The sequence below is a fragment of the Paenibacillus sp. Soil724D2 genome, assembly GCF_001427935.1.
Classification (GTDB): domain Bacteria; phylum Bacillota; class Bacilli; order Paenibacillales; family NBRC-103111; genus Paenibacillus_E.
The window spans coordinates 442,834-465,427 of record NZ_LMRY01000001.1; the positions used below are offsets into that span (position 1 = coordinate 442,834).

Annotated in this window: 22 protein-coding genes and 1 other annotated feature; of the genes, 1 reads left to right on the forward strand and 21 read right to left on the reverse strand. The window is 44.9% G+C overall.

Translation table 11 applies throughout. The features are described from left to right. Positions 1–19 precede the first annotated feature (19 nt). Positions 20–970 (reverse strand): RluA family pseudouridine synthase, encoded by a 951-nt coding sequence (locus ASG85_RS02150; protein ID WP_057303034.1) that lies wholly within the window; start codon positions 968–970, stop codon positions 20–22. Then, positions 945–1,463, reverse strand: coding sequence for a signal peptidase II (gene lspA / locus ASG85_RS02155; RefSeq protein WP_057303035.1), 519 nt, complete (start codon positions 1,461–1,463; stop codon positions 945–947). The genes ASG85_RS02150 and lspA overlap by 26 nt, the downstream gene beginning before the upstream one ends. Positions 1,464–1,614: 151 nt before the next feature. Between lspA and ASG85_RS02160 the strand changes: the two genes are divergently transcribed. Next, on the forward strand, positions 1,615–2,358 hold the full coding sequence (locus ASG85_RS02160) for a molecular chaperone DnaK (protein WP_056833312.1): 744 nt from the start codon (positions 1,615–1,617) through the stop codon (positions 2,356–2,358). 51 nt (positions 2,359–2,409) lie between these two features. Here the strand turns inward: ASG85_RS02160 and ileS are convergent, their stop codons facing one another. The 19 genes from ileS to murD all read right to left on the reverse strand — a co-directional run bounded on the left by ileS (position 2,410) and on the right by murD (position 22,592). Next, positions 2,410–5,178 carry an isoleucine--tRNA ligase gene (gene ileS, locus ASG85_RS02165; RefSeq protein ID WP_060645244.1) on the reverse strand — a complete coding sequence of 923 codons (2,769 nt, stop codon included), beginning with the start codon at positions 5,176–5,178 and terminating at the stop codon, positions 2,410–2,412. A 66-nt stretch (positions 5,179–5,244) separates the two neighbouring features. Next, positions 5,245–5,492, reverse strand: a binding site (T-box leader). A 71-nt stretch (positions 5,493–5,563) separates the two neighbouring features. After that, positions 5,564–6,040, reverse strand: a complete 477-nt coding sequence (locus ASG85_RS02170; protein WP_057303038.1) for a DivIVA domain-containing protein — start codon at positions 6,038–6,040, stop codon at positions 5,564–5,566. A gap of 156 nt (positions 6,041–6,196) precedes the next feature. Beyond that, complete coding sequence (locus ASG85_RS02175; RefSeq protein WP_057303039.1) at positions 6,197–6,979, reverse strand: RNA-binding protein; 783 nt, start codon at positions 6,977–6,979, stop codon at positions 6,197–6,199. A 2-nt stretch (positions 6,980–6,981) separates the two neighbouring features. Beyond that, positions 6,982–7,221 carry a YggT family protein gene (locus ASG85_RS02180; RefSeq protein WP_057303231.1) on the reverse strand — a complete coding sequence of 80 codons (240 nt, stop codon included), beginning with the start codon at positions 7,219–7,221 and terminating at the stop codon, positions 6,982–6,984. A 65-nt stretch (positions 7,222–7,286) separates the two neighbouring features. Beyond that, complete coding sequence (locus tag ASG85_RS02185; protein WP_057303040.1) at positions 7,287–7,709, reverse strand: cell division protein SepF; 423 nt, start codon at positions 7,707–7,709, stop codon at positions 7,287–7,289. Between the two features lie 38 nt (positions 7,710–7,747). Next, positions 7,748–8,434, reverse strand: coding sequence for a YggS family pyridoxal phosphate-dependent enzyme (locus tag ASG85_RS02190; RefSeq protein WP_057303041.1), 687 nt, complete (start codon positions 8,432–8,434; stop codon positions 7,748–7,750). A 44-nt stretch (positions 8,435–8,478) separates the two neighbouring features. Further along, entirely contained in the window at positions 8,479–9,324 is an 846-nt protein-coding gene (pgeF, locus tag ASG85_RS02195; RefSeq protein ID WP_057303042.1) for a peptidoglycan editing factor PgeF, read from the reverse strand. A 120-nt stretch (positions 9,325–9,444) separates the two neighbouring features. Further along, positions 9,445–9,744 (reverse strand): YlmC/YmxH family sporulation protein, encoded by a 300-nt coding sequence (locus tag ASG85_RS02200; RefSeq protein ID WP_047672367.1) that lies wholly within the window; start codon positions 9,742–9,744, stop codon positions 9,445–9,447. Positions 9,745–9,879: 135 nt separating this feature from the next. Beyond that, positions 9,880–10,662 (reverse strand): RNA polymerase sporulation sigma factor SigG, encoded by a 783-nt coding sequence (gene sigG, locus ASG85_RS02205; protein ID WP_057303043.1) that lies wholly within the window; start codon positions 10,660–10,662, stop codon positions 9,880–9,882. 161 nt (positions 10,663–10,823) lie between these two features. Then, a complete protein-coding gene (gene sigE, locus ASG85_RS02210) occupies positions 10,824–11,546 on the reverse strand; it encodes an RNA polymerase sporulation sigma factor SigE (protein ID WP_047672364.1) in 723 nt (240 codons plus the stop codon). 141 nt (positions 11,547–11,687) lie between these two features. Then, positions 11,688–12,611, reverse strand: a complete 924-nt coding sequence (spoIIGA, locus tag ASG85_RS02215) for a sigma-E processing peptidase SpoIIGA (protein WP_057303044.1) — start codon at positions 12,609–12,611, stop codon at positions 11,688–11,690. 234 nt (positions 12,612–12,845) lie between these two features. Beyond that, positions 12,846–13,967, reverse strand: coding sequence for a cell division protein FtsZ (gene ftsZ / locus ASG85_RS02220; RefSeq protein WP_029196512.1), 1,122 nt, complete (start codon positions 13,965–13,967; stop codon positions 12,846–12,848). Positions 13,968–13,997: 30 nt separating this feature from the next. Continuing rightward, the gene (ftsA, locus tag ASG85_RS02225) at positions 13,998–15,245 is read right to left on the reverse strand and encodes a cell division protein FtsA (RefSeq protein WP_060645245.1); all 1,248 of its coding nucleotides are present in this window, start codon (positions 15,243–15,245) and stop codon (positions 13,998–14,000) included. A 277-nt stretch (positions 15,246–15,522) separates the two neighbouring features. Beyond that, positions 15,523–16,440 carry an FtsQ-type POTRA domain-containing protein gene (locus ASG85_RS02230; protein ID WP_082562156.1) on the reverse strand — a complete coding sequence of 306 codons (918 nt, stop codon included), beginning with the start codon at positions 16,438–16,440 and terminating at the stop codon, positions 15,523–15,525. An 88-nt stretch (positions 16,441–16,528) separates the two neighbouring features. After that, positions 16,529–17,797 carry a UDP-N-acetylglucosamine 1-carboxyvinyltransferase gene (gene murA, locus ASG85_RS02235; protein ID WP_057303047.1) on the reverse strand — a complete coding sequence of 423 codons (1,269 nt, stop codon included), beginning with the start codon at positions 17,795–17,797 and terminating at the stop codon, positions 16,529–16,531. 15 nt (positions 17,798–17,812) lie between these two features. Next, positions 17,813–18,718 (reverse strand): UDP-N-acetylmuramate dehydrogenase, encoded by a 906-nt coding sequence (murB, locus tag ASG85_RS02240; protein WP_057303048.1) that lies wholly within the window; start codon positions 18,716–18,718, stop codon positions 17,813–17,815. Between the two features lie 204 nt (positions 18,719–18,922). After that, positions 18,923–19,993, reverse strand: a complete 1,071-nt coding sequence (locus ASG85_RS02245) for an undecaprenyldiphospho-muramoylpentapeptide beta-N-acetylglucosaminyltransferase (RefSeq protein WP_060645246.1) — start codon at positions 19,991–19,993, stop codon at positions 18,923–18,925. Between the two features lie 7 nt (positions 19,994–20,000). Next, a complete protein-coding gene (spoVE, locus tag ASG85_RS02250) occupies positions 20,001–21,098 on the reverse strand; it encodes a stage V sporulation protein E (protein ID WP_057303050.1) in 1,098 nt (365 codons plus the stop codon). Positions 21,099–21,197: 99 nt separating this feature from the next. Further along, entirely contained in the window at positions 21,198–22,592 is a 1,395-nt protein-coding gene (murD, locus tag ASG85_RS02255) for a UDP-N-acetylmuramoyl-L-alanine--D-glutamate ligase (RefSeq protein WP_060645247.1), read from the reverse strand. Positions 22,593–22,594: the final 2 nt, after the last annotated feature.

A 22,594-nucleotide genomic window follows, 5' to 3' on the forward strand; every position in this document is an offset into this window, starting at 1 on the left:
TCTCCCACTCTGAAGAACCCTAGGATGTTCGAATTGTTTGCAGAAGATTGTCCATATCAGTTGGAATTGGCGCTTCAAATTGCAGCCATTCCTCTGTACGCGGATGCTTAAAGCCTAGAATGGCAGCATGCAGCGCCTGACCATCCATCAGCATCCCTTTGCTCTTACCATACATTGGATCACCAACAAGCGGGTGACCAATGAATTTCATATGCACACGAATTTGATGGGTTCTTCCTGTTTCCAGCTTCAGCTCCACCAAGGTAAAATCACCAAACCGTTCGATTACTACGAAATGAGTTACAGCATGCTTACTATTTTTCTCCGTTACTGTATACATCTTACGGTCATTTGAATCGCGACCGATCGGAGCGTCAATCGTACCTTGATCATGCTGTAGATTCCCATGTACCAAGGCAATATATTTGCGATTGACCGTATGAGCCTTTAACTGCTCAGCTAAGCTAGCATGTGCTTTGTCGTTCTTTGCTGACATGATAAGACCGGATGTGTCCTTATCAATCCGATGTACAATTCCAGGACGCAGCTCTCCATTGATGCCAGATAGATCCTTACAATGATACATCAATGCGTTAACCAATGTACCTGAGTAATGACCAGGCGCTGGATGAACGACAAGTCCCCTCTGTTTATTGATCACGATGACATCAGTGTCTTCGTATACCACATTAAGCGGAATGTTTTCCGCAGCAAGCTCAACACCCTGGGGTTCAGGAATGCGCAAAGAAATAACATCTTGTTCAGACAGCTTATAGTTTGGTTTTATGGCTTTCCCATTCACTTTAACATGCCCGTCTTTGACCCATTGCTGGACGAGTGTTCTTGATACATCTTCTTCCAATGCTTCGGTAATGAATTTATCAATACGTTCACTGGCATACTGCCCTTCAACCGTCCATTCGATAACATCATTTGCCGCGGCCTCAGATGAGGTCTGATTTGTGTTCATTCGTTGCTCCTTTTTTCTCTTTTCTCCAAGTAAGTAACGATTCTAAGAAAATCAGGATTACCCCGATCACAATGGCCGAATCAGCTAAATTGAAAATCGGATAAATATAATAAATGGCTTTGCCGAACAAGCTAAAATCAAAGGTAAACTGCAGGAAATCCACAACTTCACCGAATAAAGCTCGATCAATGAAATTACCGATTGCACCTCCTAGTAGAAGACTAAGCGCAAAAGATAGCAAAACTTTTCTTTCACGGATCGTTCGACGCATGTACCAGAGAATACCAATCACTACAATAAGGGTAATCACGATGAAAAACCATCTTTGGTTTTGCAAAATGCCAAATGCCGCGCCTCTATTACGATGCGACGTCAGGATAAAGAAATCACCCAGTACTGGACGCTCCTCGCCAAGCGGAATCCGTTTTACAATAAACCATTTGGATACTTGATCCAAAATAAATACGATGAGCGCATAAAAATAATATTTCATTATCTTTTCCTCCTAAGAGTGCTTTAGCAAAACTTATTTCGTAACAAGTTCCTTATTTCCTTAGTTTCAAGGAATTACCTCACTAAAAAAAGCTGTCACTCGGCATTATAACGGTATGCATCAGCTGTAAGAAAGGAGCTGTACACGACCTATGAGCCATTTATCCGAGGAGCAATTAAAAGAATTATATTTGCAATTATTGGAGGAAAAGGTTTATCTCGAGAAACATTTTGCCATGAATGATAATTATGGCCTGTCCAATTCTTTTAAAGATAGTACGGGAGAGCTCTCCATGTACGATAATCATCCAGGAGATATCGCCACAGAAATTTACGAACGGGAAAAAGATATTTCACTCAACGAACATGCTGAATTTCATTTAAATCAAGTCAATGAAGCCTTAGCTCGCATGGAGAGTGGAGAATACGGTATATGTGTGTTCAGTAAACAACCGATTCCCTTTGAGCGTCTTCAAGCTATCCCTACAACCATTTACAGCTTAGAACACGTTCCAGATCCTGACCGGTCATTCAGAAGACCTGTTGAAGAACAAATACTCTACCCACCTTTTGGCCGAACCAGCTTTGACGAACGTGACGATGAGACCGAATTCGATGGGGAAGATGCCTGGCAAATCGTTGAAAGTTGGGGCACCTCCAATTCGCCTGCCTTTGCTGAAGATCCCAATGTGGATCACTATAATGAAATGTATGTGGAAGCCGATGAGCACGTTGGTTATGTTGAGTCCTTTGAGAGCTTTGTTGCGACAGACCTGTATGGTGAACATGTCACTATTGTTAGAGGCAAGGCCTACAATGATTATATGCATAAAGGCGAGGGCGATCCTCTACTCGAACCAGAAAACCTTTCCTACTCGGAGGATGAGCAGCTCTAGAAAAAATAGGACTAACGAGCTTCGCATAAGCGAAAGCTCGTTTGCTTCCTTTTACTCGTGGTAATGAGCCGAAACAACGTCATTACATCTGGCACAAAGTGTCGGATGTTCTTTACTTTGCCCCACCTCAGGAGTCACTATCCAGCAGCGCTCGCACTTCTCGCCTTCAGCTACAGTGATAGCAATGGCAGCGTCCTTCGATTGATACACCTCAGCAGGAGTCTTTGTTCCGGGTTTATGCAGGCTCACAGCAGACACGATGAACAACTGATCCAATTGCTCCAATTGCATTAGTAAGTCGTAAGTAGCTTCATTCGGATATAGATGAACAGCAGCTCCTAATGAGTTACCGATGACCTTCTCTTTACGTGCTTCTTCGAGAGCTTTGAGAACTTCATCTCTAACATCAAGGAAGCTATTCCATTTATTTTCCAATTCTTCGTTGTATAAGCTTGAATCCACTTCCGGCAATTCTGCTAACTGCACGCTGCTAAGCTCAACTCCAGGAATGTACTTCCATACTTCATCAGCAGAATGCGGAAGAATAGGTGAGATCAGTTTCGTGATCGCAATTAAAGAAGCATATAACACGGTTTGCGAAGCTTTCCGAGCTGGATCATGAGGAGCGTTTGCATACAAACGGTCCTTGATAATATCTAGGTAGAATGAGCTCATTTCAACCGCGCAGAAATGATGAATCGTTTGGTAAACGACATGGAATTCATACGCTTCATAAGCCTTTACTACCTTCTCAATCATGCGATTCAAACGAATCAAGGCATAACGGTCGAGCTCCGACAAACTCTCCGTCGCTACGCGATCTGTTTCTGGATTAAAATGACTCATGTTCCCCAGCAGGAAACGCATTGTGTTGCGAATTTTACGGTAGACTTCCGTCGTTTGGTTCAAGATATTATCCGAGATCCGGTGATCCGATTGATAATCGACTGAGGATACCCACAGACGCAGAATATCAGCGCCTAGCTTACCACACACAACATTCGGATCAATCGTGTTTCCGATCGACTTGGACATTTTCCGTCCTTCTCCATCCAGTGTAAATCCATGGCTGAGAACGCCTTTATAAGGCGATTTCTCTCTTGTGGCAACACCTGTAATGAGTGAAGAGTTGAACCAACCACGGTACTGGTCAGAACCTTCTAGGTACAGATCCGCAGGCCACTGCAGCTCAGGACGCGATTCAAGGACAGCTACATGGCTAGAACCAGAATCAAACCATACATCCATGATATCCGTTTCCTTACGGAACTCACCATGACCACATTTGGAGCAGCTAGTTCCCTGAGGAAGAAGATCCTTCTCCTCCTTGATAAACCAAGCATTTGAGCCTTCTTGTTCAAATAACTGAGCTACATGTTCAATGGTTTGCTCATTGACAAGCGGTTCGTTACAGCTTCGGCAGTAGAAAATTGGAATAGGAACACCCCATGCACGCTGCCTCGAGATACACCAGTCTCCACGATCTGCAATCATGTTATGCAGGCGGATTTCGCCCCACTCTGGCGTCCACTTCACTTGCTTGATCTCATCCAGCATCTCTTGTCTGAATTTATCGATGGACGCAAACCATTGCTCTGTTGCTCGATAAATAACAGGCTTCTTCGTGCGCCAATCATGAGCGTATTGATGCTGAATTTCGCCAGCTTTAAGCAATAGACCTGATTCTTGCAGCTTTTCGATAATCAGCTTGCCGCCTTTTTCGTAGAACATGCCTTCAAAACCCGGTGCTTCAGCTGTGAAATGCCCTTGATCGTCAACAGGACACAGCACTCCGATGTTATAACGTTGTCCAATTGCGAAATCGTCTTCCCCGTGTCCAGGAGCTGTGTGTACGCAACCTGTACCCGCTTCCAGTGTGACATGCTCGCCAACCATCACAAGCGATTCACGGTCATAGAACGGATGCTGGCACGTAACGAACTCAAGCTCACTGCCTTTAACCGTCGACAATACTTCGTAATCGGTCCAGCCAATTTCCTTAGCTGCTGCTGCAAGCAAGCCTTGTGCAAGTACATATTTCTTCCCACCGGCTTGAACAACAGCATAATCGAACTCAGGATGAAGTGAAATGCCCAGGTTTGCAGGCAGTGTCCATGCCGTTGTCGTCCAGATCACAATCGCAGCATCCTGCGGCAGCTTGCCTTTGCCGTCTTTAACAGGGAACGCTACATAAATGGAAGTGGAGGTTTTTTCTTTGTACTCAATCTCAGCTTCTGCAAGGGCACTTTCGGAAGATGGGGACCAATACACAGGCTTCAAGCCTTTGTAAACAAAGCCTTTTTGCACCATTTTACCGAACACTCGAATTTGCTGAGCTTCATAGTTCGGCTGCAGTGTGATATACGGATTCTTCCAGTCTCCGCGGATACCCAGACGCTGGAATTGGCTCTTCTGTTTCTCAACAGACTGTAAAGCATACTCTTTGCAATATTCACGAAACTCAGGGACGGTCATTTTTTTACGATCAACTTTTCCGCTATTTGTAATAACTTGCTCAATAGGCAAGCCATGCGTATCCCAGCCTGGAACGTAAGGTGCATCAAAACCTTGCAGCGTTTTAAATCGCACGATGATATCTTTTAACACCTTGTTCAGCGCATGTCCGATATGAATATCGCCGTTCGCGTACGGCGGTCCGTCATGGAGAATAAACTTGGTTCTGCCCTTACGACTCTCCTGTACTTTGGCATAGATGTCATCAGCTTCCCAATGCTCTTGCATTTTCGGTTCCGCCTGCGGCAAATTGCCTCTCATCGGAAACTCCGTTTGCAATAAATTTAATGTTTTGCCATAATCCATGCCAACCACTCCATTCCTGCCTCAATCTTTATGTTGTCAGATAAACAAAAAAAGCCTCTCATCCCCAAAAGGGACGAGAAACTTTAGCTCGCGGTACCACCCTCGTTAAAAAGCTAAATGAACTTACACCTCTGGTGTAACGAACACAAGCTTAATCACTCGATCATGTGTAACGGCATGACCCGTTTCTCTCTACTCGCTTCAAGAGACGCTCCTGGGGGATATTCGGTACGCTGCAGAGATTAGGCTCACACCAATACCCTAATTCGCTGACACTGCTAATACGACCTACTCGTTCCAGTCATAGCTTTGCTGAGATACATTTAACAGGAGTATAACTAATTCGTTAGGCATAGTCAATATGATGGCCACCTAATATCGATTCCTACTCTTCTTTATTTTCAAACTGCATACTTTGCCAGCCTTCTGTGCCCAGCAGCTCTAATTGTGCTTCAAGCAGTGTACGGAAGCGTGTGCGATATATGGAGGCTTGTTTCTTCAACTCTTCAATCTCCAAAGCAACCTTGCGTGAACGCGTCAAGGATTCGTTAATAATCCGGTCTGCATTCTTCTCAGCTTCCTTCAAGATCAGCTGTGCTTCTTTCTTGGCATTACTTCGCACTTCATCCGCAGCTTCTTGCGCAACGATAATCGTTTTGCTAAGTGATTCCTCAATATTCGTGAAATGGTCCAAACGTTCCTGTAGTGTCACCGTTTGATTCTGCAAGTCTTTATTCTCACGAATCAATGCCTCGTAATCCTTAATGACTTGATCCAGGAATTCATTCACTTGATCTTCATCATAACCGCGGAACGAGCGGGAAAACTCCTTATTATGTATGTCTAGCGGTGTTAATGGCATCAGTGCCCCTCCTTAGCGTTTTGCGCAGCAAAACTGACTTCGTAAGTATAAGCTGAGCTTTCTTCCAAGAAAGCTAGTTTGAACCCACATCTATACTGAATCAGTTCGACAGAAAATAAGCAATTCCTGCAAAGTTCGTGGATAAATGTTCCACATTCATGCAAATTTGCCGATCTTCACACGAATTCGTCCTTTTTTCGTTACGCCTTCCACTTCAAGCACCTTAAATCTGCCAAATCCTTGCAAAGACACCATGTCCCCCTCTTTAAGAGGCTTACTAGGATCTTCCTCCAGCTTCCAATTGACGCGACAGCGTCCAGCTTGAATGGGAACCAGTATTTTAGCTCGGCTTAGCCTGAATACATCGCTTACAATCCCGTCCATGCGCATCGATGCAACAGACAGACTCAGCTCGTCCAATTGTACTTGAGCAAGTTCCAGCTTATCTAACGCCAGCAATTCTGTCTGTACATGAACCCTATGTACTTGGGACAAGTTCAAATGCAGGTAATCCGCAGCATCCTGGGTAACCAAACAATGGCAGCCGCCCTCTATAACATGAATATCGCCAACCTTGTCTCGCTTCATGCCGAGTCCAAGAATGGCGCCCATGTAATCTCCATGTTCTAATGTTAGAAATTTGCCGTCTCCGGAAGAAACGGACAAGACCGCCATTGCCATATCTTCCCCATCCAAAGATCGGTAATCTGGGGCAATCAGAGCCCTTCTTCGTTCCGCGGCCGAGTATCCGCCATCTAGACGGCAGTGCACATCAGGGTGCCGATTCACGAGTGATGTCAGTATAAAAGCCTGTCTGGGATCTAGAAAATCCGTTAACTTTACAGCATGCTGTTCAGCTGCCCGTTCTACCCAATCCCAGGCTTTATCGACAAAATGGTGTTCATCCGAATGAAAATGACCATAGAGTTCTTTTGGCAATGTTAGAACAACCCCACAATGAAATCGAGCACAGCTATAATCCCCATAACCACAAATCGCAGTGCGATTAAGGCCACAATCGGCGAAAGATCAATGAACCCTATGCTTGGAATGATTTTCCGGAAAGGGCTTAAATACGGTTCAACCAATTTTCCAAGGAGTCCTCCAACGAAGCTATCACGTGCATTAGGAAACCATGAGAGGATCAAATAGCCGATAATCATGAAATAATAAATTTCCATCAAAATACTAAGATAATAGTGAACGTAATTCACGTATGCATCCACCTCTGTGTTAGGATATGCGCCTATTCTTCACCCATCATCTCGGAGATGTGACCATGAATATCAACTGAATCTGGAGTACAGAGGAAGATATTTGGTCCTAGTTTGGATATAGACCCACTCAAAGCATATACCGTCCCGCTTAAGAAATCTACGATACGTATGGCTTGATCACCACGAACTCGCTGCAAATTGACGATCACAGCTCTTCTGGAGCGAAGATGATCTGCAATATCCTGTGTCTCTTCATAAGTTCGAGGTTCACTTAGCACGACACGTGCATTTTTCTGTGAATGAATGCTGACGACATTCGCCTTATTTTTATTACGTAATTCATAAGGATTGGTTTCAGGTTCTTCTGTGGCCTCCACAATACGCTCCCGCTCCACAACCTCTTCCTCTTCTTGCAGCCCAAGAAAATTCATAAATCGGTTATAAACACCCACTATAGTTCCCTCCTTATCTTGTTCTTAAATCAGGTTAACTAAAGTTCTTTCCCTACTAAAACAGTACCCAAACGAACCCAAGTTGCACCTTCTTCAATTGCTACTTCAAAGTCTCCAGACATGCCCATGGATAACTCCGTTATCTCATACGGGAAAATTCTCCGTTGATTTAGATGGTCTCGCAATTCTCTCAATCCACGGAAGACAGGTCTTGTTGCATCGGCTTCCATCTCGTAAGGTGCCATGGTCATCAAACCTGTGATATGTATATGTTTTAGCCCACTAACTTCTGCAGCAAAATCAAAGAAATGCTCAGGTGCAATACCATACTTTGACTCTTCGCCGGAAACATTCACTTGCAATAAACAATTCACTTCAATTCCCAAAGCTGCAGCCTGCTTGTCCAGTTCTTTGGCTAGAGAAATCCGATCCAACGAGTGAATATAGGCGAATTTGCCAATGACGTCCTTTACTTTATTCGTTTGCAAATGTCCAATGAAATGCCAGGTTCCCCGTTCGTGGAGCGCTTCCCACTTCGGCTTTACATCCTGCCAGCGATTCTCACCGATGTGCAGAAGTCCTGCATCCAAAACGCTTTTGGTCGTCTCTAAGGAAACGTATTTCGTTACAGCAATAATCTTAGCTTCGTTCTCTTTCCGTCCTGACCGCTTACATGCTGCGGCGACACGGGCTTCAACCTCATCTTTACGGGATAGTAAACTCACTTATGCAGACACCTCAATTCAACGCTGTGCTTGCATCAATCTCCTCAAAGAAGACCAATCCAAGCAATCATTCTACCTGTAGAACCGCCTTCTTTTCGATGTGAAAAAAAGAGATCCGTGCTACAACTCGTACATAACTGAGATACTTCGATATGGGACGACAAAATTCCTGCTTGCAGTAACAATTTTCGGTTCAATTCTTGCAAATTCAGCATATACTTGCCATTTCCTTTGTCGACCATAACAGTTTGACGCTCTTCAGATGATGCTTTGACATCCGAAAGTACATGGTTCACACGATTAGCTACAGTCTCATCAACCTCATAGCAGCAAGCTCTTATGGATGGACCAATTGCCGCGCGAATGTCTGAGGCCTGACTACCAAAAGTATGTGTCATTAAGGATATAGTAGCCATGGAAATGTTTAACACTGTGCCTTTCCAACCTGCATGAGCAAGCCCGGCAACACGCATAACAGGATCATAGAAAAATAACGGCACACAATCTGCAAATTGCGCACAAAGAACGATCCCCTTCTCACTCGTTATGAAGCCGTCCTTCGCCTGAATGGCCGTTTCCCTGGATGTTCTGCCCATGCCCTTTTCCTGTAGACTTACTACAGTGACTTCGTTACCATGCACCTGCTCTGCATACGTAAATGCTTCAAACGGCAGTCCAACGGTTTCAGCGATCAACTCACGATTCCTCACCACATGCTCTGGTACATCGTTCACATGCAGCCCGCAATTAAGTGTCGAATACGGCGCCTGACTCACTCCGCCATGGCGGGATGTAAAACCAACTGTTAATTCCCTGTACTGCTCCATCCAGCTTGCGATCGTAAATAGGACTGGCCCCTCTTCTTTCGCTTGTTTCACAAATGGTTCCACGGTTGTCTCTCTCCCCACACTTGGATCTTTACTTCCTTTTACTTTAGCACAAAATAAAAAGACACACGATGTTTACTTCGCCTGCCCATAAAGCAGCAGCCTTCGCTCGTGTGCCTTCCGTCAATTACGGAATTGCTGATTGAACTCATAAACACCTTCGTTATCATCCGTTTGACGATAAGGCCGGACATCTTCTAATTTCACAAGAACGACATCCGCACCGATTTTCACAATATGCTTCCAAGGTATAATGACATCTGTCCCTGAACCAAACAACCCGAAAAATCGGCTTTGATTAGGTACAACAATCGATTCGATACGACCCTGACGCAGATCAAGCTCCAAATCACTGATTTGCCCGAGCTTTTTACCATCGACAATATTGATTACATCTTTCGTCTGGAAATCAGATATTTTCATGAGGCTATTCACCACGAATCTCATTAGGATTTTTAACTGATTTTGTACTAGTATATGTGCGGTGTGGGCAAAATGTCCTGAAAACCAAAAAAAGACCTTCACGGCTTGTCACAGCCGATCCAGTCTTTATGTTAATTACGATTTCACATGTTTCTGCATCTGACAGATGGCCGATTTCTCAAGCCTGGAAACCTGAGCTTGGGAAATGCCGATCTCATCGGCAACCTCCATCTGCGTTTTCCCTTCAAAAAATCGCATAGAGAGAATCATCTTCTCCCTAGCATTTAATTTACGCATAGCTTCACGAAGAGCAATCCCTTCAATCCACGACATGTCCTTATTGCGCTCATCACTGATCTGGTCCATAACATAGATGGGATCTCCGCCATCATGATAAATCGGTTCGAATAACGATACCGGGTCTTGAATGGCATCAAGCGCGAATACTACATCCTCCTTGGGCACATTAAGGGCCTCGGAGATTTCGTAGATCGTAGGCTCGCGTGAATTCTGATTCGTCAAGCTGTCTCTGACTTGCAGAGCCTTGTAAGCAATATCTCTTAAGGAACGAGAAACGCGAATCGGGTTATTATCTCGTAAGTAGCGGCGAATCTCACCTATAATCATCGGTACAGCATAGGTCGAGAACTTGACGTTTTGACTTAAATCAAAGTTATCAATGGCTTTCATCAAACCAATACAGCCAACTTGGAAGAGATCGTCCACATACTCTCCGCGATTGTTGAACCGCTGGATCACACTTAGAACTAACCTTAGGTTCCCATTGACCAATTTCTCTCTTGCAGCTCGCTCCTGTTTCGTCTGCAAATCAGAGAACAGTTCACGCATTTCAGCATTGGTCAGAACAGGCAGTTTGGCGGTATCAACACCACATATCTCAACTTTATTTCGGGTCACCGTGATTACCTCCCAAGGAGAAACATTACTGTTAATTATCCCCGTGAGCGGTTGATTTATTCCTGCCCAATCCCTAATGGAGCTACTTGACAAAAGGGTTTCGACTCGCTCCCTCCCGTGACTGCTGAACAATTTCGACATGACCCGTCAAAAAATATTTTTCAGACCATCTTATTAAATTCTTTACGAAGCCTTTTAATAATGCGCTTTTCCAATCTAGAGATATACGATTGTGAAATGCCCAGCAAGTCAGCGACGTCCTTTTGCGTTTTTTCCTCCCCGTCTTGCAGGCCAAAACGAAGCTCCATGATGATGCGTTCCCGCTCTGTTAACTTATCAAGTGCTTTATGAAGCAGCTTTCGATCTACCTGTTCTTCAATATTTCTGTAAATGGTGTCATTCTCGGTCCCTAAAACATCAGATAAAAGAAGTTCATTTCCGTCCCAATCAATATTAAGCGGTTCATCGAAAGAAACTTCCGTACGTATTTTACTGTTTCGTCTCAAGTACATGAGTATTTCATTTTCAATACAGCGGGAAGCATATGTAGCTAGCTTGATCTTTTTCTCAGGATCAAAAGTGTTCACCGCTTTAATTAGGCCGATGGCACCGATAGAAACCAAATCCTCGATATTGATGCCAGTATTTTCGAACTTTCTAGCTATATAGACAACCAATCTCAGGTTGCGCTCAATCAGCATAGCTCGCACTGCAGCATCCCCGGACGGTAACTTTTCCAATAAGTACTCTTCTTCTTCTCGCGTAAGTGGTGGCGGTAACGCCTCACTACCACCAATGTAGTAGATTTCTTCGCCTTTGAGACCTAATAGCATTAAAATACGATAGTACGCTAGTTGAAAAAGCATTTTCCACTTCAAGAACATGTTAGTTTCCTCCTAAGAGTTTTGCGTATGCAAAACTTTCATCGTAAGCATATGTAGAGTTTTGCTGCTAGCAAAACAAATTTCCTAAACCGAAGAAGTGGTGGTTTACGTTACTTATTACTCACCTTCATTTTGAAAGCGCTATCCTGCTGAAATCAAAGCTGGATGGATAATCGCTTGATAAGTGCCGTCACTGCATAGCTTTCCTCCATCAAGTCCGATAAGCACCTTAGACGCTTCAATTTGCAAATGATTATGGGTGATCACCACCTTATCCGGTTTAATGGCCAGCATGAATTGGGTATTCCGATTAACGCCACGGTATGGCACGAGACGCAATCGATCCTGCCAAACAAATTCCTCTACACCCAAACCACTTATGATCTGATCAACATCTGCCGATCGAATCCTTTGGAGCCATTCTACAGGCAATACATCCCCCCACTCAGACACTTCCATGACCATTACAGGGGTTCGTGTCAACGGGTCATACAATTGATTCCCCGTGTCTATTAAACCTTTACAAGAGGCTGTATAATCACCCACATGAATCGTTACTTCCGCCAAATAAGATGTCAACACCTCACGCTGTTTCGAACTCTGAAACACCGTTCGAAACCACCATAGCAAAGGTAAGAGCAGCACAAGCACAAACAGGAGGCCTCCAACCTGCACCTGAAACATGGCCACACCTGTTTGCGTAAACACAATCCCCTTCATCACATCAGACGAGGATGCCAGTACATAATGAATGCCGAACATACCACCGGCCACAGCAAAATTCACTAAAAGGAACGTTCCGATGTTTCTTAATAAATTTTGTAAGGAGCCAAACCCAAAAGCAGTCATAATCATACCGACACAGAACATACATTTCACAGAAAATGTAAAAAGAAATAACGGCACTGGCAAGAACATAATGACCACATAGGAAGCTCCCAAAACCGACGAACCTACGATTCTCCACCACTTGAACGATATTTTCCGCGTTTTAGCCGTTACGATAAGCATGGCCGCATCCATCAGAAAGTTCAGCAGGAAAATGAGATCCGCATAGACGACCACAATTTCCTCACCTCCAAGACGGATGCTTTTATAGTAATTTTTCTGACGAAACTTTAAGGTTCTAAATCAGTATATGGGAATCCAAATTCAAAGTCTGTCTAAACTTGCTAGTAGGATGATACTTTTTTTGTCAGTTGACGCGGCCTATTCCAAGCTAGAAAAGCCCTAAGAACAACAAAAAACCGAAGCCTCTACATCATGTAGGGCTTCGGTCTCTTTACAAATATTGTGTAATTATTTGTCGGTATTCCTTCCGCGATTACGCAGAAACGTCGGAATATCTAATTGGTCGTTAGAAGGTTGTGAACCAAAAGGTTTCAAGTTGTTCAAACGATTATCTGGTGCAGGAGTTTCTGGTTGACCCGTGCCAGGACGTTTGATCGGTTGATGAACAGGCGCTGCCTTATGCTCGAAACCAGTTGCAATAACAGTAACGAGAATTTCATCTTTGAGTTTATCATCAATGACAGCTCCGAAAATCATGTTCACTTCGATATCAGATGCAGATGCAACGATATCAGCTGCTTCATTGACTTCGTACAAGCTGAGATTCACGCCACCCGTAATGTTCATCAGAACCCCGCGCGCTCCTTCAATGGAAGTTTCCAACAAGGGGCTGGAGATCGCTTTCTTAGCTGCTTCAGCTGCACGATTCTCACCTGTTGCCACACCGATACCCATGAGGGCCGAGCCGCGCTCTGTCATAATCGTTTTGACATCCGCAAAATCGAGATTGATTAATCCAGGTACAGCAATTAAGTCTGAGATCCCTTGTACACCTTGACGAAGAACGTTATCTGCTTCGCGGAAAGCTTCAAGCATAGGTGTCTTCTTATCTACAATCTCTAGTAGACGATCATTCGGGATAATAATAAGCGTGTCTACTTTCTCTTTCAATGCTGCAATTCCTTGCTCAGCTTGCAAAGAGCGTTTGCGTCCTTCAAACGTGAACGGACGTGTAACAACACCCACTGTTAAAGCCCCTACTTCTTTGGCGATTTCAGCAATCACCGGTGCTGCTCCAGTACCCGTACCGCCACCCATACCGGCTGTAACGAATACCATGTCTGCGCCGCGAAGCGTATTCAGAATTGTCTCCCTTGACTCTTCTGCCGCTTTCTTACCTACTTCAGGGTTCGCACCTGCACCTAGACCGCGTGTCAGTTTATCCCCGATTTGTAATTTATGCACAGACTTAGCTAAGTGTAAAGCTTGAGCATCTGTATTAACGGTGATAAACTCAACGCCTTTAACACCGTTCTCGATCATCCGGTTTACTGCATTGCTTCCGCCGCCACCAACACCGATGACTTTTATTTGAGCCAATTGGTCTAAATCCATATCAAATTCAAACATGTGAGTCATATCCCCCTAACTTTGCGTTCACTATATAAATTCACTGAAAAAATTTTTTACCCGTTCAAGAAAACCTGGTTTATTACTATCGGAGGATTTTTTTGCTGTTGTCTTCGTTACTACTTTCTTCGAGAAACCCGAATTCCGATTTTTCATATATTTGGATACGAATTGAATGATACCAACGCCACTCGTGTAGGAAGGATCACGTACTCCAATGAAATCCGGAACAGCGATACGTACAGATGTTGCAAGTTCAGCTTGTGCAACCGCAAGTATGCCTGGCATACAAACCGTTCCGCCTGTAAGCACATAACCACCAGCTAAATCACCATATCCTAAACGATGAACTTCCGCACGGATCATTTGGAAAATTTCTTCAACACGGGGTTCAATAATATTCGCGAGGTCTACTTGCGAAAACTCTTTTTCCACATTGCTTCCCATTCTCGTAACCTTAAAGACCTGATCGGGCGCTGAATCATCTACAGAAGCACAACCGTATTTCAGCTTTATTTTCTCTGCGATTTCGAGCTGAGTCCGGAGTCCAATTGCGATATCATTACTGATGTACTCGCCACCGATTTGAATCGTCGACGTTGCCACAAGATTACCTTGTTCAAATACAGCAATCGTTGCTGCCCCTGCACCTACATCAACAAGAACCGTTCCAACAGCTTTCTCATCCTTTGATAAGGCTAACTGTCCAGATGCTAGCGACATCAAGATGAGGCCTGCAACCTTCAGTTCGGATTTTTCCACAACACGGATTAAATTATGTATCCCTGTCTTCGCTCCAGTGATAATTGTTGCTTCCACTTCTAAGCGAACACCAATCATGCCACGAGGATCATTAATGCCTTCTTGTCCATCTACTAAGTATTGCTTAGGTACAACTCCAATAATTTCACGTTCGGGAGGTAATGCGATGACTCTAGCCGCCTGAATAACACGATCAATATCCTCTTCTCCGATTTCTCGGTCTTCATTAGAAACAGCGACAACACCATGACTAGATTGAAGAGCAATATGATTACCTGAAATTCCTACGTAAACCTCGGAAATTTGTACGCCGACCATTCGTTCAGCATGATCGACAGCGCTGCGAATTGAATTCACAGTTTGATCAATATCAACGATTGCGCCTTTACGAATACCCTCTGACTCGGCAGATCCCACACCTATTATATTAATGGTTCCGTTTACGACTTCCCCAATAATAGCTCGAACCTTGGATGTACCGATGTCTAAACTAACAATGATGTCATTGTTGCTCAAGCCCCTGGCACCTCCTGTAACTTGGGTAATAAAGTGAATTCCTCACAAATACTTCTATACGTATTCCACACAACCGCCATATTCCCTCTTTTTTCTACATTTTTTTTGCTAGTAAAAAAAGTCATTTACATATCTAGTCTTAATGATGAGAAAATGATATAGATCCTGTCTAGTAAATACTTAAATCAATGTAATGAACTGATAGATACCTAATTAACCATAAATCTAATTTTAACATTATTTTAAGTGATTGAGTAGCCCATTAAACGTTTTTTTGTCAGGAAGGACGCGCTGTTTCCTTTGGTGATGGTTTGGGCGTCGCTTTTGGAGTCGCCTTCGGGCTTGTCTTACCCCCATCTTTGTTCGAATCAGGTGTAGGACTTGGGGAATTGCCCCCAGCTTTCTGACCGGATGAATTGTTCGCTTCATTTTTGGAATCTTCATTGGGTTCGAAAGGAGCGTGATATTCTACTTCTAGCATTTTGATAACACCACTTGTAATATGATCTTCTTGTAAGCTTGCTATATAAGCAGGTAAATTGTCAATTTTCTCAGGTAAATAGGCAATGGTTGTATACACTTCAAATTGGGATCTTGTGTACAGTTTGATCTTGTCAGGGTATGGTTCCGATGGGTCCGGTTTAATTTCGGATATGTCAGAAAGCGCACTCTCCGGAATTTCACCCAGCACTTTGCAAAGTGCGGCCTTATTCGGATCGCCGTCTGTCCACCCCGTCAAAATTGGCATATCTAAGGGAATGCTTCCTGCAGAAAGCTGCACGACAGCACCATCAGCAAGCACGGCCTGCTTCTTACCATCTGCTCCAATTTGGAACGCCACTTTCGGGAATTCTTCTACATTAATACGGATAATACCTGGAAAATGCTTCTTCACGACAGCTGTTTTGATCATAGGCATCTTGGCAATGCGCTGCTGGATAGCTTGTGAGCTAACTGCAAAGAAACGATCTCCGATAGCAATTTGACTAGCTTGTCCAATTGCTTCTGAGGCCATGAGTTCATTTCCTTCAACCTCAATGGCACTTATTCGGCTAAGGGAAGATTGAAAAAACAAAATAATAAGAACAGTGATAAAAAAAACGAACAAGAAAATGAGCAGCTTCCGATTCGTACGCGCACGCGGCTTAGGAACAGGCAGAGTGGGTACTTTGCGGTCTTCTGACAAGATGGGCACCACCTATTATTTTCGTATGATAAACAAATGAAAACCGTGTATCCCCACCTGCAAGCAGGAAGGGATCCGCGGAAGTCATTCAAACATTCTACTCGCTTGGGACGGGTGATTGGCGATGCACGGAGGCTCCCAGCATGGAAAGCATATGTTCAATTCTATCATAGCCTCTATCAATATGATGAATTTGCTCAACGATCGTTGTGCCATGCGCAGCCAGACCGGCAATAACAAGCGCTGCACCGGCTCGCAAATCAGTCGCTTCAACTGTAGCTCCATATAGCCTTGGAACCCCTCGGATAAAGGCTGAACTCATATCTACACGGATATCCGCTCCCATACGGGAAAGTTCATCAACGTGTTTAAATCTACCTTCGAATATCGTTTCTTTCATTACGCTCAGTCCATCTGCTAGAGATAACAGCACCATGACTTGCGATTGAAGATCCGTTGGAAAGGACGGATGCGGTGAAGTAACAATTCGTTCGACCGGCTTCGGTCTAGTCGGACAGCTTACATGTATTATATCACCGTCCGTGATGATTTGAACACCTGCGCGCTTGAGGACATGGATAACCGAGGTTAAATGAGCAGGGTTCACCTTTTCCAAGGTTATATTTCCCTTCGTCGCAGCTGCTGCAACAAGGAATGTTCCGGCTACAATACGATCGGGTATGATGCGGTATGCGCAAGGAGACAATGACTCCACTCCGCGAATCGTTATAGTGTCCGTACCTGCGCCAATGATATCGGCGCCCATCGCATTCAGGAAGTTTTGCAAATCCTGAATCTCAGGCTCACGGGCAGCATTGTAAATCGTTGTGATGCCCTCTGCCTTAACAGCAGCCATCATAATATTTTCTGTTGCACCAACGCTTGGGAAGTCTAGAACAATCTCGCTGCCGTGCAATGAATCTGCCTTACAAACAATTTTGTTGGCGAATTCTTCAATGTTGGCTCCTAGAGCCTGCAGACCTTTAAGGTGCAAATCGATTTTACGTTCACCAATCGCGCAGCCACCCGGTTGATAGACCGTAACACTGCCGAATCTAGCGAGTAGCGGACCCATTAGAAAGATGGAAGAACGCATCTGCCCCATCAATTCTTCTGGGATATGAGAGGAATGAGCTGTGGATGTTGTAATGGATACTGTATCCCCTTGCTGCTCAGCACGACAGCCCAGCGCGCGAAGAATGCGCAGCATGGTGTCAATATCGAGCAAATTAGGAACATTATGCAAGGTATGAGTGCCGCTAGCCAGGATGCAGGCTGCTAAAATTGGTAATGCGGCGTTTTTCGCGCCGTGTATCTGGATGGCTCCCGTAAGAGGTCTTCCACCTTCGATAACGAGCTTCTCCAAAGTTCCACCTCCGATTTACCTCTCACCCATCACCAGAACTTCCGGTACTAGCGATATGCCGTACTGTTTCTGTACGATTAGCTGTACCTCGCCTATGAGAGTGAGAACGTCCTCGGCTGTAGCATCTCCAGTATTAACAATGAAATTGGCGTGAAGCTTAGAGATTTCAGCTCCACCGACACGTTTGCCTTTCAGGCCAGCTTCTTCGATGAGCTTAGCTGCGAATCCCCCTTCGGGGTTGCGAAATACACTCCCAGCGCAAGCTAATTGAAGCGGTTGCGTGCGGAGGCGCCGATCCCGGTAAGCCGCCATGGCTCCCGCTATTTCTTTGCGCTCTCCAACCTGTAATTCAAAGACAGCTTCCGTTACAATGCCAGGCAATGTTTGCAGAATGGAATGTCGATAGGCATACTGCAAATCCTCCGCCTGCATCGTGACCAATTCCCCTGTGTCCAGGATGACTTCAGCCTGCTTGAGTATGCGTGACACATCGGACCCATGAGCCCCTGCATTCATGTAGACGGCGCCTCCCACAGAACCGGGAATGCCAGAAGCAAACTCCAGTCCGGTTAAACCCTCTTTGGCCGCTAGTACGGACAATTTAATGAACGAATAGGAACCACCTGCGTAGACCATCGCACCATCAAAGCGAAGCGTTTCTAACGCATTGCCAAGTTTAATAACGACCCCTCTAATGCCTTTATCACTTACAAGCAGGTTAGAACCTCTACCGATGACCGTCCATGGAACACCGCGTTCATATAGAAATCGGATGACAGCAGCTACCTGCTCTTTCGTTTGGGGGATAACGAGGCAATCAGCCGGACCGCCGATTTTCCATGTCGTATAAGGGGCTAGTCGTTCATTCGTTCGAATCTCGCCAATATTTGCTGCCTGTAAGTCGGATATTAACTGTTGCATGGGAAAACCTCCTTCACAGAACGTAGGGCGAAATTATCTTGAAAAGCAGCTTCAAGCTTCATAATTTCATAATACGGACCGAGTCGAAGATGGCCGGTCTTCGTTGTTTGGCGCCATATTAAGCCTTAGGTGTCTGTCACGGTTATAGTGTAGTTTATGTAAAATCGGATAGAGTGTGACAATCGCCTATTCGGTTTAGCAAAATCAAGGCGATAAGCTATAAGTTTCAATCAGTTTTACGATTGATGCAACCGCATCGCTTTCTTTTCGCGATTGCATCGCTGCCTTGTAGGTCTCTCGATTCGTATGAAGAGCTTCCACACGCTCTACGAGCGTATCGGCTGTTAAGGCTTCTTCTTGTATAACGTCCGCGTAGCCAGCTTTCTGAAAGGACTCCGCATTTAGAATCTGGTCTCCTCGACTTGCCTGCAGCGATAAAGGAATAAGCAGCATTGGCTTTTCCATGACTAAAAATTCATAGATAGATGTGGCACCGGCTCTTGAAATAACAAGCTCTGTCATTGCCAAAATATCGGGGAGCTCTTCATTCAAATACTCGAATTGTTTATACCCCCGGGTATTAGCAAGCTCTGACGCAATATTGCCTTTCCCGCATAGATGTACGATCTGAAATTGAGCAAGTAATTGCTCCAGGTTGCCTCTGACAGCTTGGTTAATCACTTGTGAGCCTAGGCTGCCGCCCATCACCAAAATGACCGGTTTTTGCGAATGAAAATCACAAAGCTGGTAAGCGCGTGACGCTTTACCACTGAGAATGTGTTCACGTATCGGTAAACCTGTCAGCTCAGCCTTGTCTCTTTGAACATGCTGCAAGGACTCCGGAAAGGTAACGCAGACCTTGGTTGCAAAAGGAATTGAAATTTTGTTCGCAAGCCCTGGGGTTATATCCGACTCATGAATAATCACCGGAATTTTATTCAACCGACTGGCAAGAACGACCGGGACGGAAACGAACCCGCCCTTCGAAAAGACGATGGCGGGCTTCAAACGACGGAGCAATCTATAAGACTCATAGACACCTTTCATCACTTTGAAAGGGTCTTTGAAATTTTTCAGATCAAAATATCGACGTAATTTTCCAGACGAAATCGAATAAAAAGGTACCCCTTCGCGTTCAATGATGTCTTTCTCGATGCCCGTAGCCGAACCTATGTATTTAATTTCCCAACCTAACTGCGCAAGCTTATGCATCAGCGCTATGTTAGGTGTAACATGTCCTGCGGAGCCTCCTCCGGTAAAGACAATCGTTTTCATTCCCCTGTCACCTCGAATAGCGGGATATATTGAGCAGGATGCCGACCGATGTCAGCATAAGCGTCAATGAAGACCCTCCTGCACTTATGAATGGCAAAGTAATGCCGGTTACCGGGAACATCCCAATAACAACACCAATATTAATAATGACTTGAACGGCAATCATGCCGATAATGCCTACAGCGATCAAACTGGCAAACGTATCTGGTGCAGTAATAGCTGCCCGCATTCCGCGCCATACAAGAATCGTGAAGAGCAGCAGCACAAGCGTACCGCCGATAAATCCAAGTTCCTCAGCAATAATGGAGAAAATGAAGTCCGTTTGCGGCTCTGGCAAATAGCTGTACTTCTGACGGCTCATACCAAGACCAAGCCCTACAAGACCTCCCGGTCCAATCGCATAGAGCGATTGAATCGACTGATAACCTGCACCTAACGGATCCTGCCACGGATCCAAGAATGCTGTAATTCGCTTCAAACGGTATGGGGCGGCAATGACGAGTCCGATAAAACCCGCAACCCCTATCATACCTAGATACGAGAGATGAAGCAATCTCGCCCCCGATGTATAGATGATGAGCAGCGAAGCTCCGACGAGAACAGCACCTGTTCCAAGGTCAGGCTGCAGCATAATGAGACCGAACGCTAAGCCCATAATGCCAAGCGGTGGCAATAATCCTTTTCTGAATAAGGTTATTTTCGCTTGGTTTTCGGATAACAAGTTGGAGAGAAAGAGAATCATCCCAATTTTCATAAATTCGGACGGCTGAATACCGAAGGCACCAATACCTAACCAGCTTCTTGCCCCACCGCGAACAACCCCGATGCCGGGAATCAGAACGATAATCAACATGGCAAAGCAAACAAAAAGCGCTACTCGGGCAAACCTTTTCCAAACTAAATAATCAACATTCATCGTAAAAAACATGGCGATAACACCTAAAACAGCAAATATAAATTGACGTTTCAAGTAGTAAAGGGAGTCGCCAAATTCGCGAAATGCAAGAACACTGCTAGCACTGTAAACCATAATAACGCCAATTGTCAAAAGCAACAAGGTTGGAACAATAATCCAAATGTCAGGAGCGGACCGTGCTTTACCCATAACAGACACCTCTTCGTGTGTTGTGGGCGTCATCCATGATACATATCAGCAAGCAGCGACAATATCGCCAACCAAACAGCATATGTGGATAAGCCCTATTTAAAGGTTATGCACGGACTCCTTAAACATGCGTCCCCTGTCCTCATAGGAGGGGAACATATCCCAGCTTGCACAAGCAGGTGAAAGTAGAACAATATCTCCAGGTTCACTCATTTGCCAGGCTAGCTGAACGGCTTGTGCCACCGCGTCCGCTGCATCCTTAGCAGTATCGACGGTTTGAATGCGGCTAATCCCTGCCATCTCGGCAATATGCGTAATTTTCTCTTTCGTTTGACCTAAAGTAACGATACCTTTAATCCGCTCACGAAAAGTAGGCAGAAGTTCCAAATAATCTGACCCGCGATCCAAACCTCCTGCAATCAGAACAACACGCTGGTTGAACGCCTCAATCGACTTTATCGAGGCCGCTGCATTCGTCGCTTTGGAATTGTTATAGAAGGTCACATCCTTCAACTCTCTAACGAGCTCCAGACGGTGTTCTACGCCTTGGAAGCTTCTGAGCACATCTGCTATGGCATCCAGCTGAACACCAGCGGTAATGGCTGCTGCCGCCGCTGCTAACGCGTTCTCGACGTTAAAGCTGCCTGGGATCCCCATTTCACTTGCCGGCATTATCGGCTTCACTTGGCCTAGTTCATTTGCATAAACAATGACCTCAGTCTCTACATTGAAGTAGACGCCAAAAGCGAGCTTTTCTTTCATAGAAAAAGGGAACAGCTTAGCCTTCAGACTAGGAATTAATGACTGGCAGACCTCATCGTCCCAATTCAGGATTGCCGTATCTTCTTCGGTTTGATTCGCAAATATTTTAGCTTTCGAAGCGATATAGTCATCCATTGAACCATGATAATCCAAATGTGTTTCGTACACATTTAACAAAAGGGCAATCGTTGGTCGGAACGAAGTCGTTCCTTTCAGTTGAAAGCTGCTAAGCTCAACAACCATCCAGTTATCAGCTGTAACTTCAGGCGCAGCCTCGGTTAATGCGCGCCCGATATTACCCGCTACAACGGGAGATAAACCAGCTGCGTCCAGCATTAAACCAATCAATGTTGTCGTCGTGGTCTTGCCATTCGAGCCCGTTATACCAATAATTGGAGCTTCACAGAATTGATAAGCAACCTCAACCTCTGTCACGACTTCAATTCCGAGCTCTTGTGCTTTGCGAATCGGCTCTATCGTATAGGGAATTCCTGGGTTCTTCACAACGAGAGAAACACCCGCATGCACCAAGGACTCCGGATGAAAGCCGCATACAACAGAAATACCCAGAGCCGTAAGTTCGTCGGCTTCAGGGCATGCGCTTCGCTCTTTTTTGTCGTTGACCGTGACCAAGGCTCCTTTTTGATGAAAAAGCTTAGCCGCAGCGACTCCGCTGCGAGCCAAGCCCAAAATAATCACTTCAAGTCCACGATAATCCCGCGGATGCATCATGC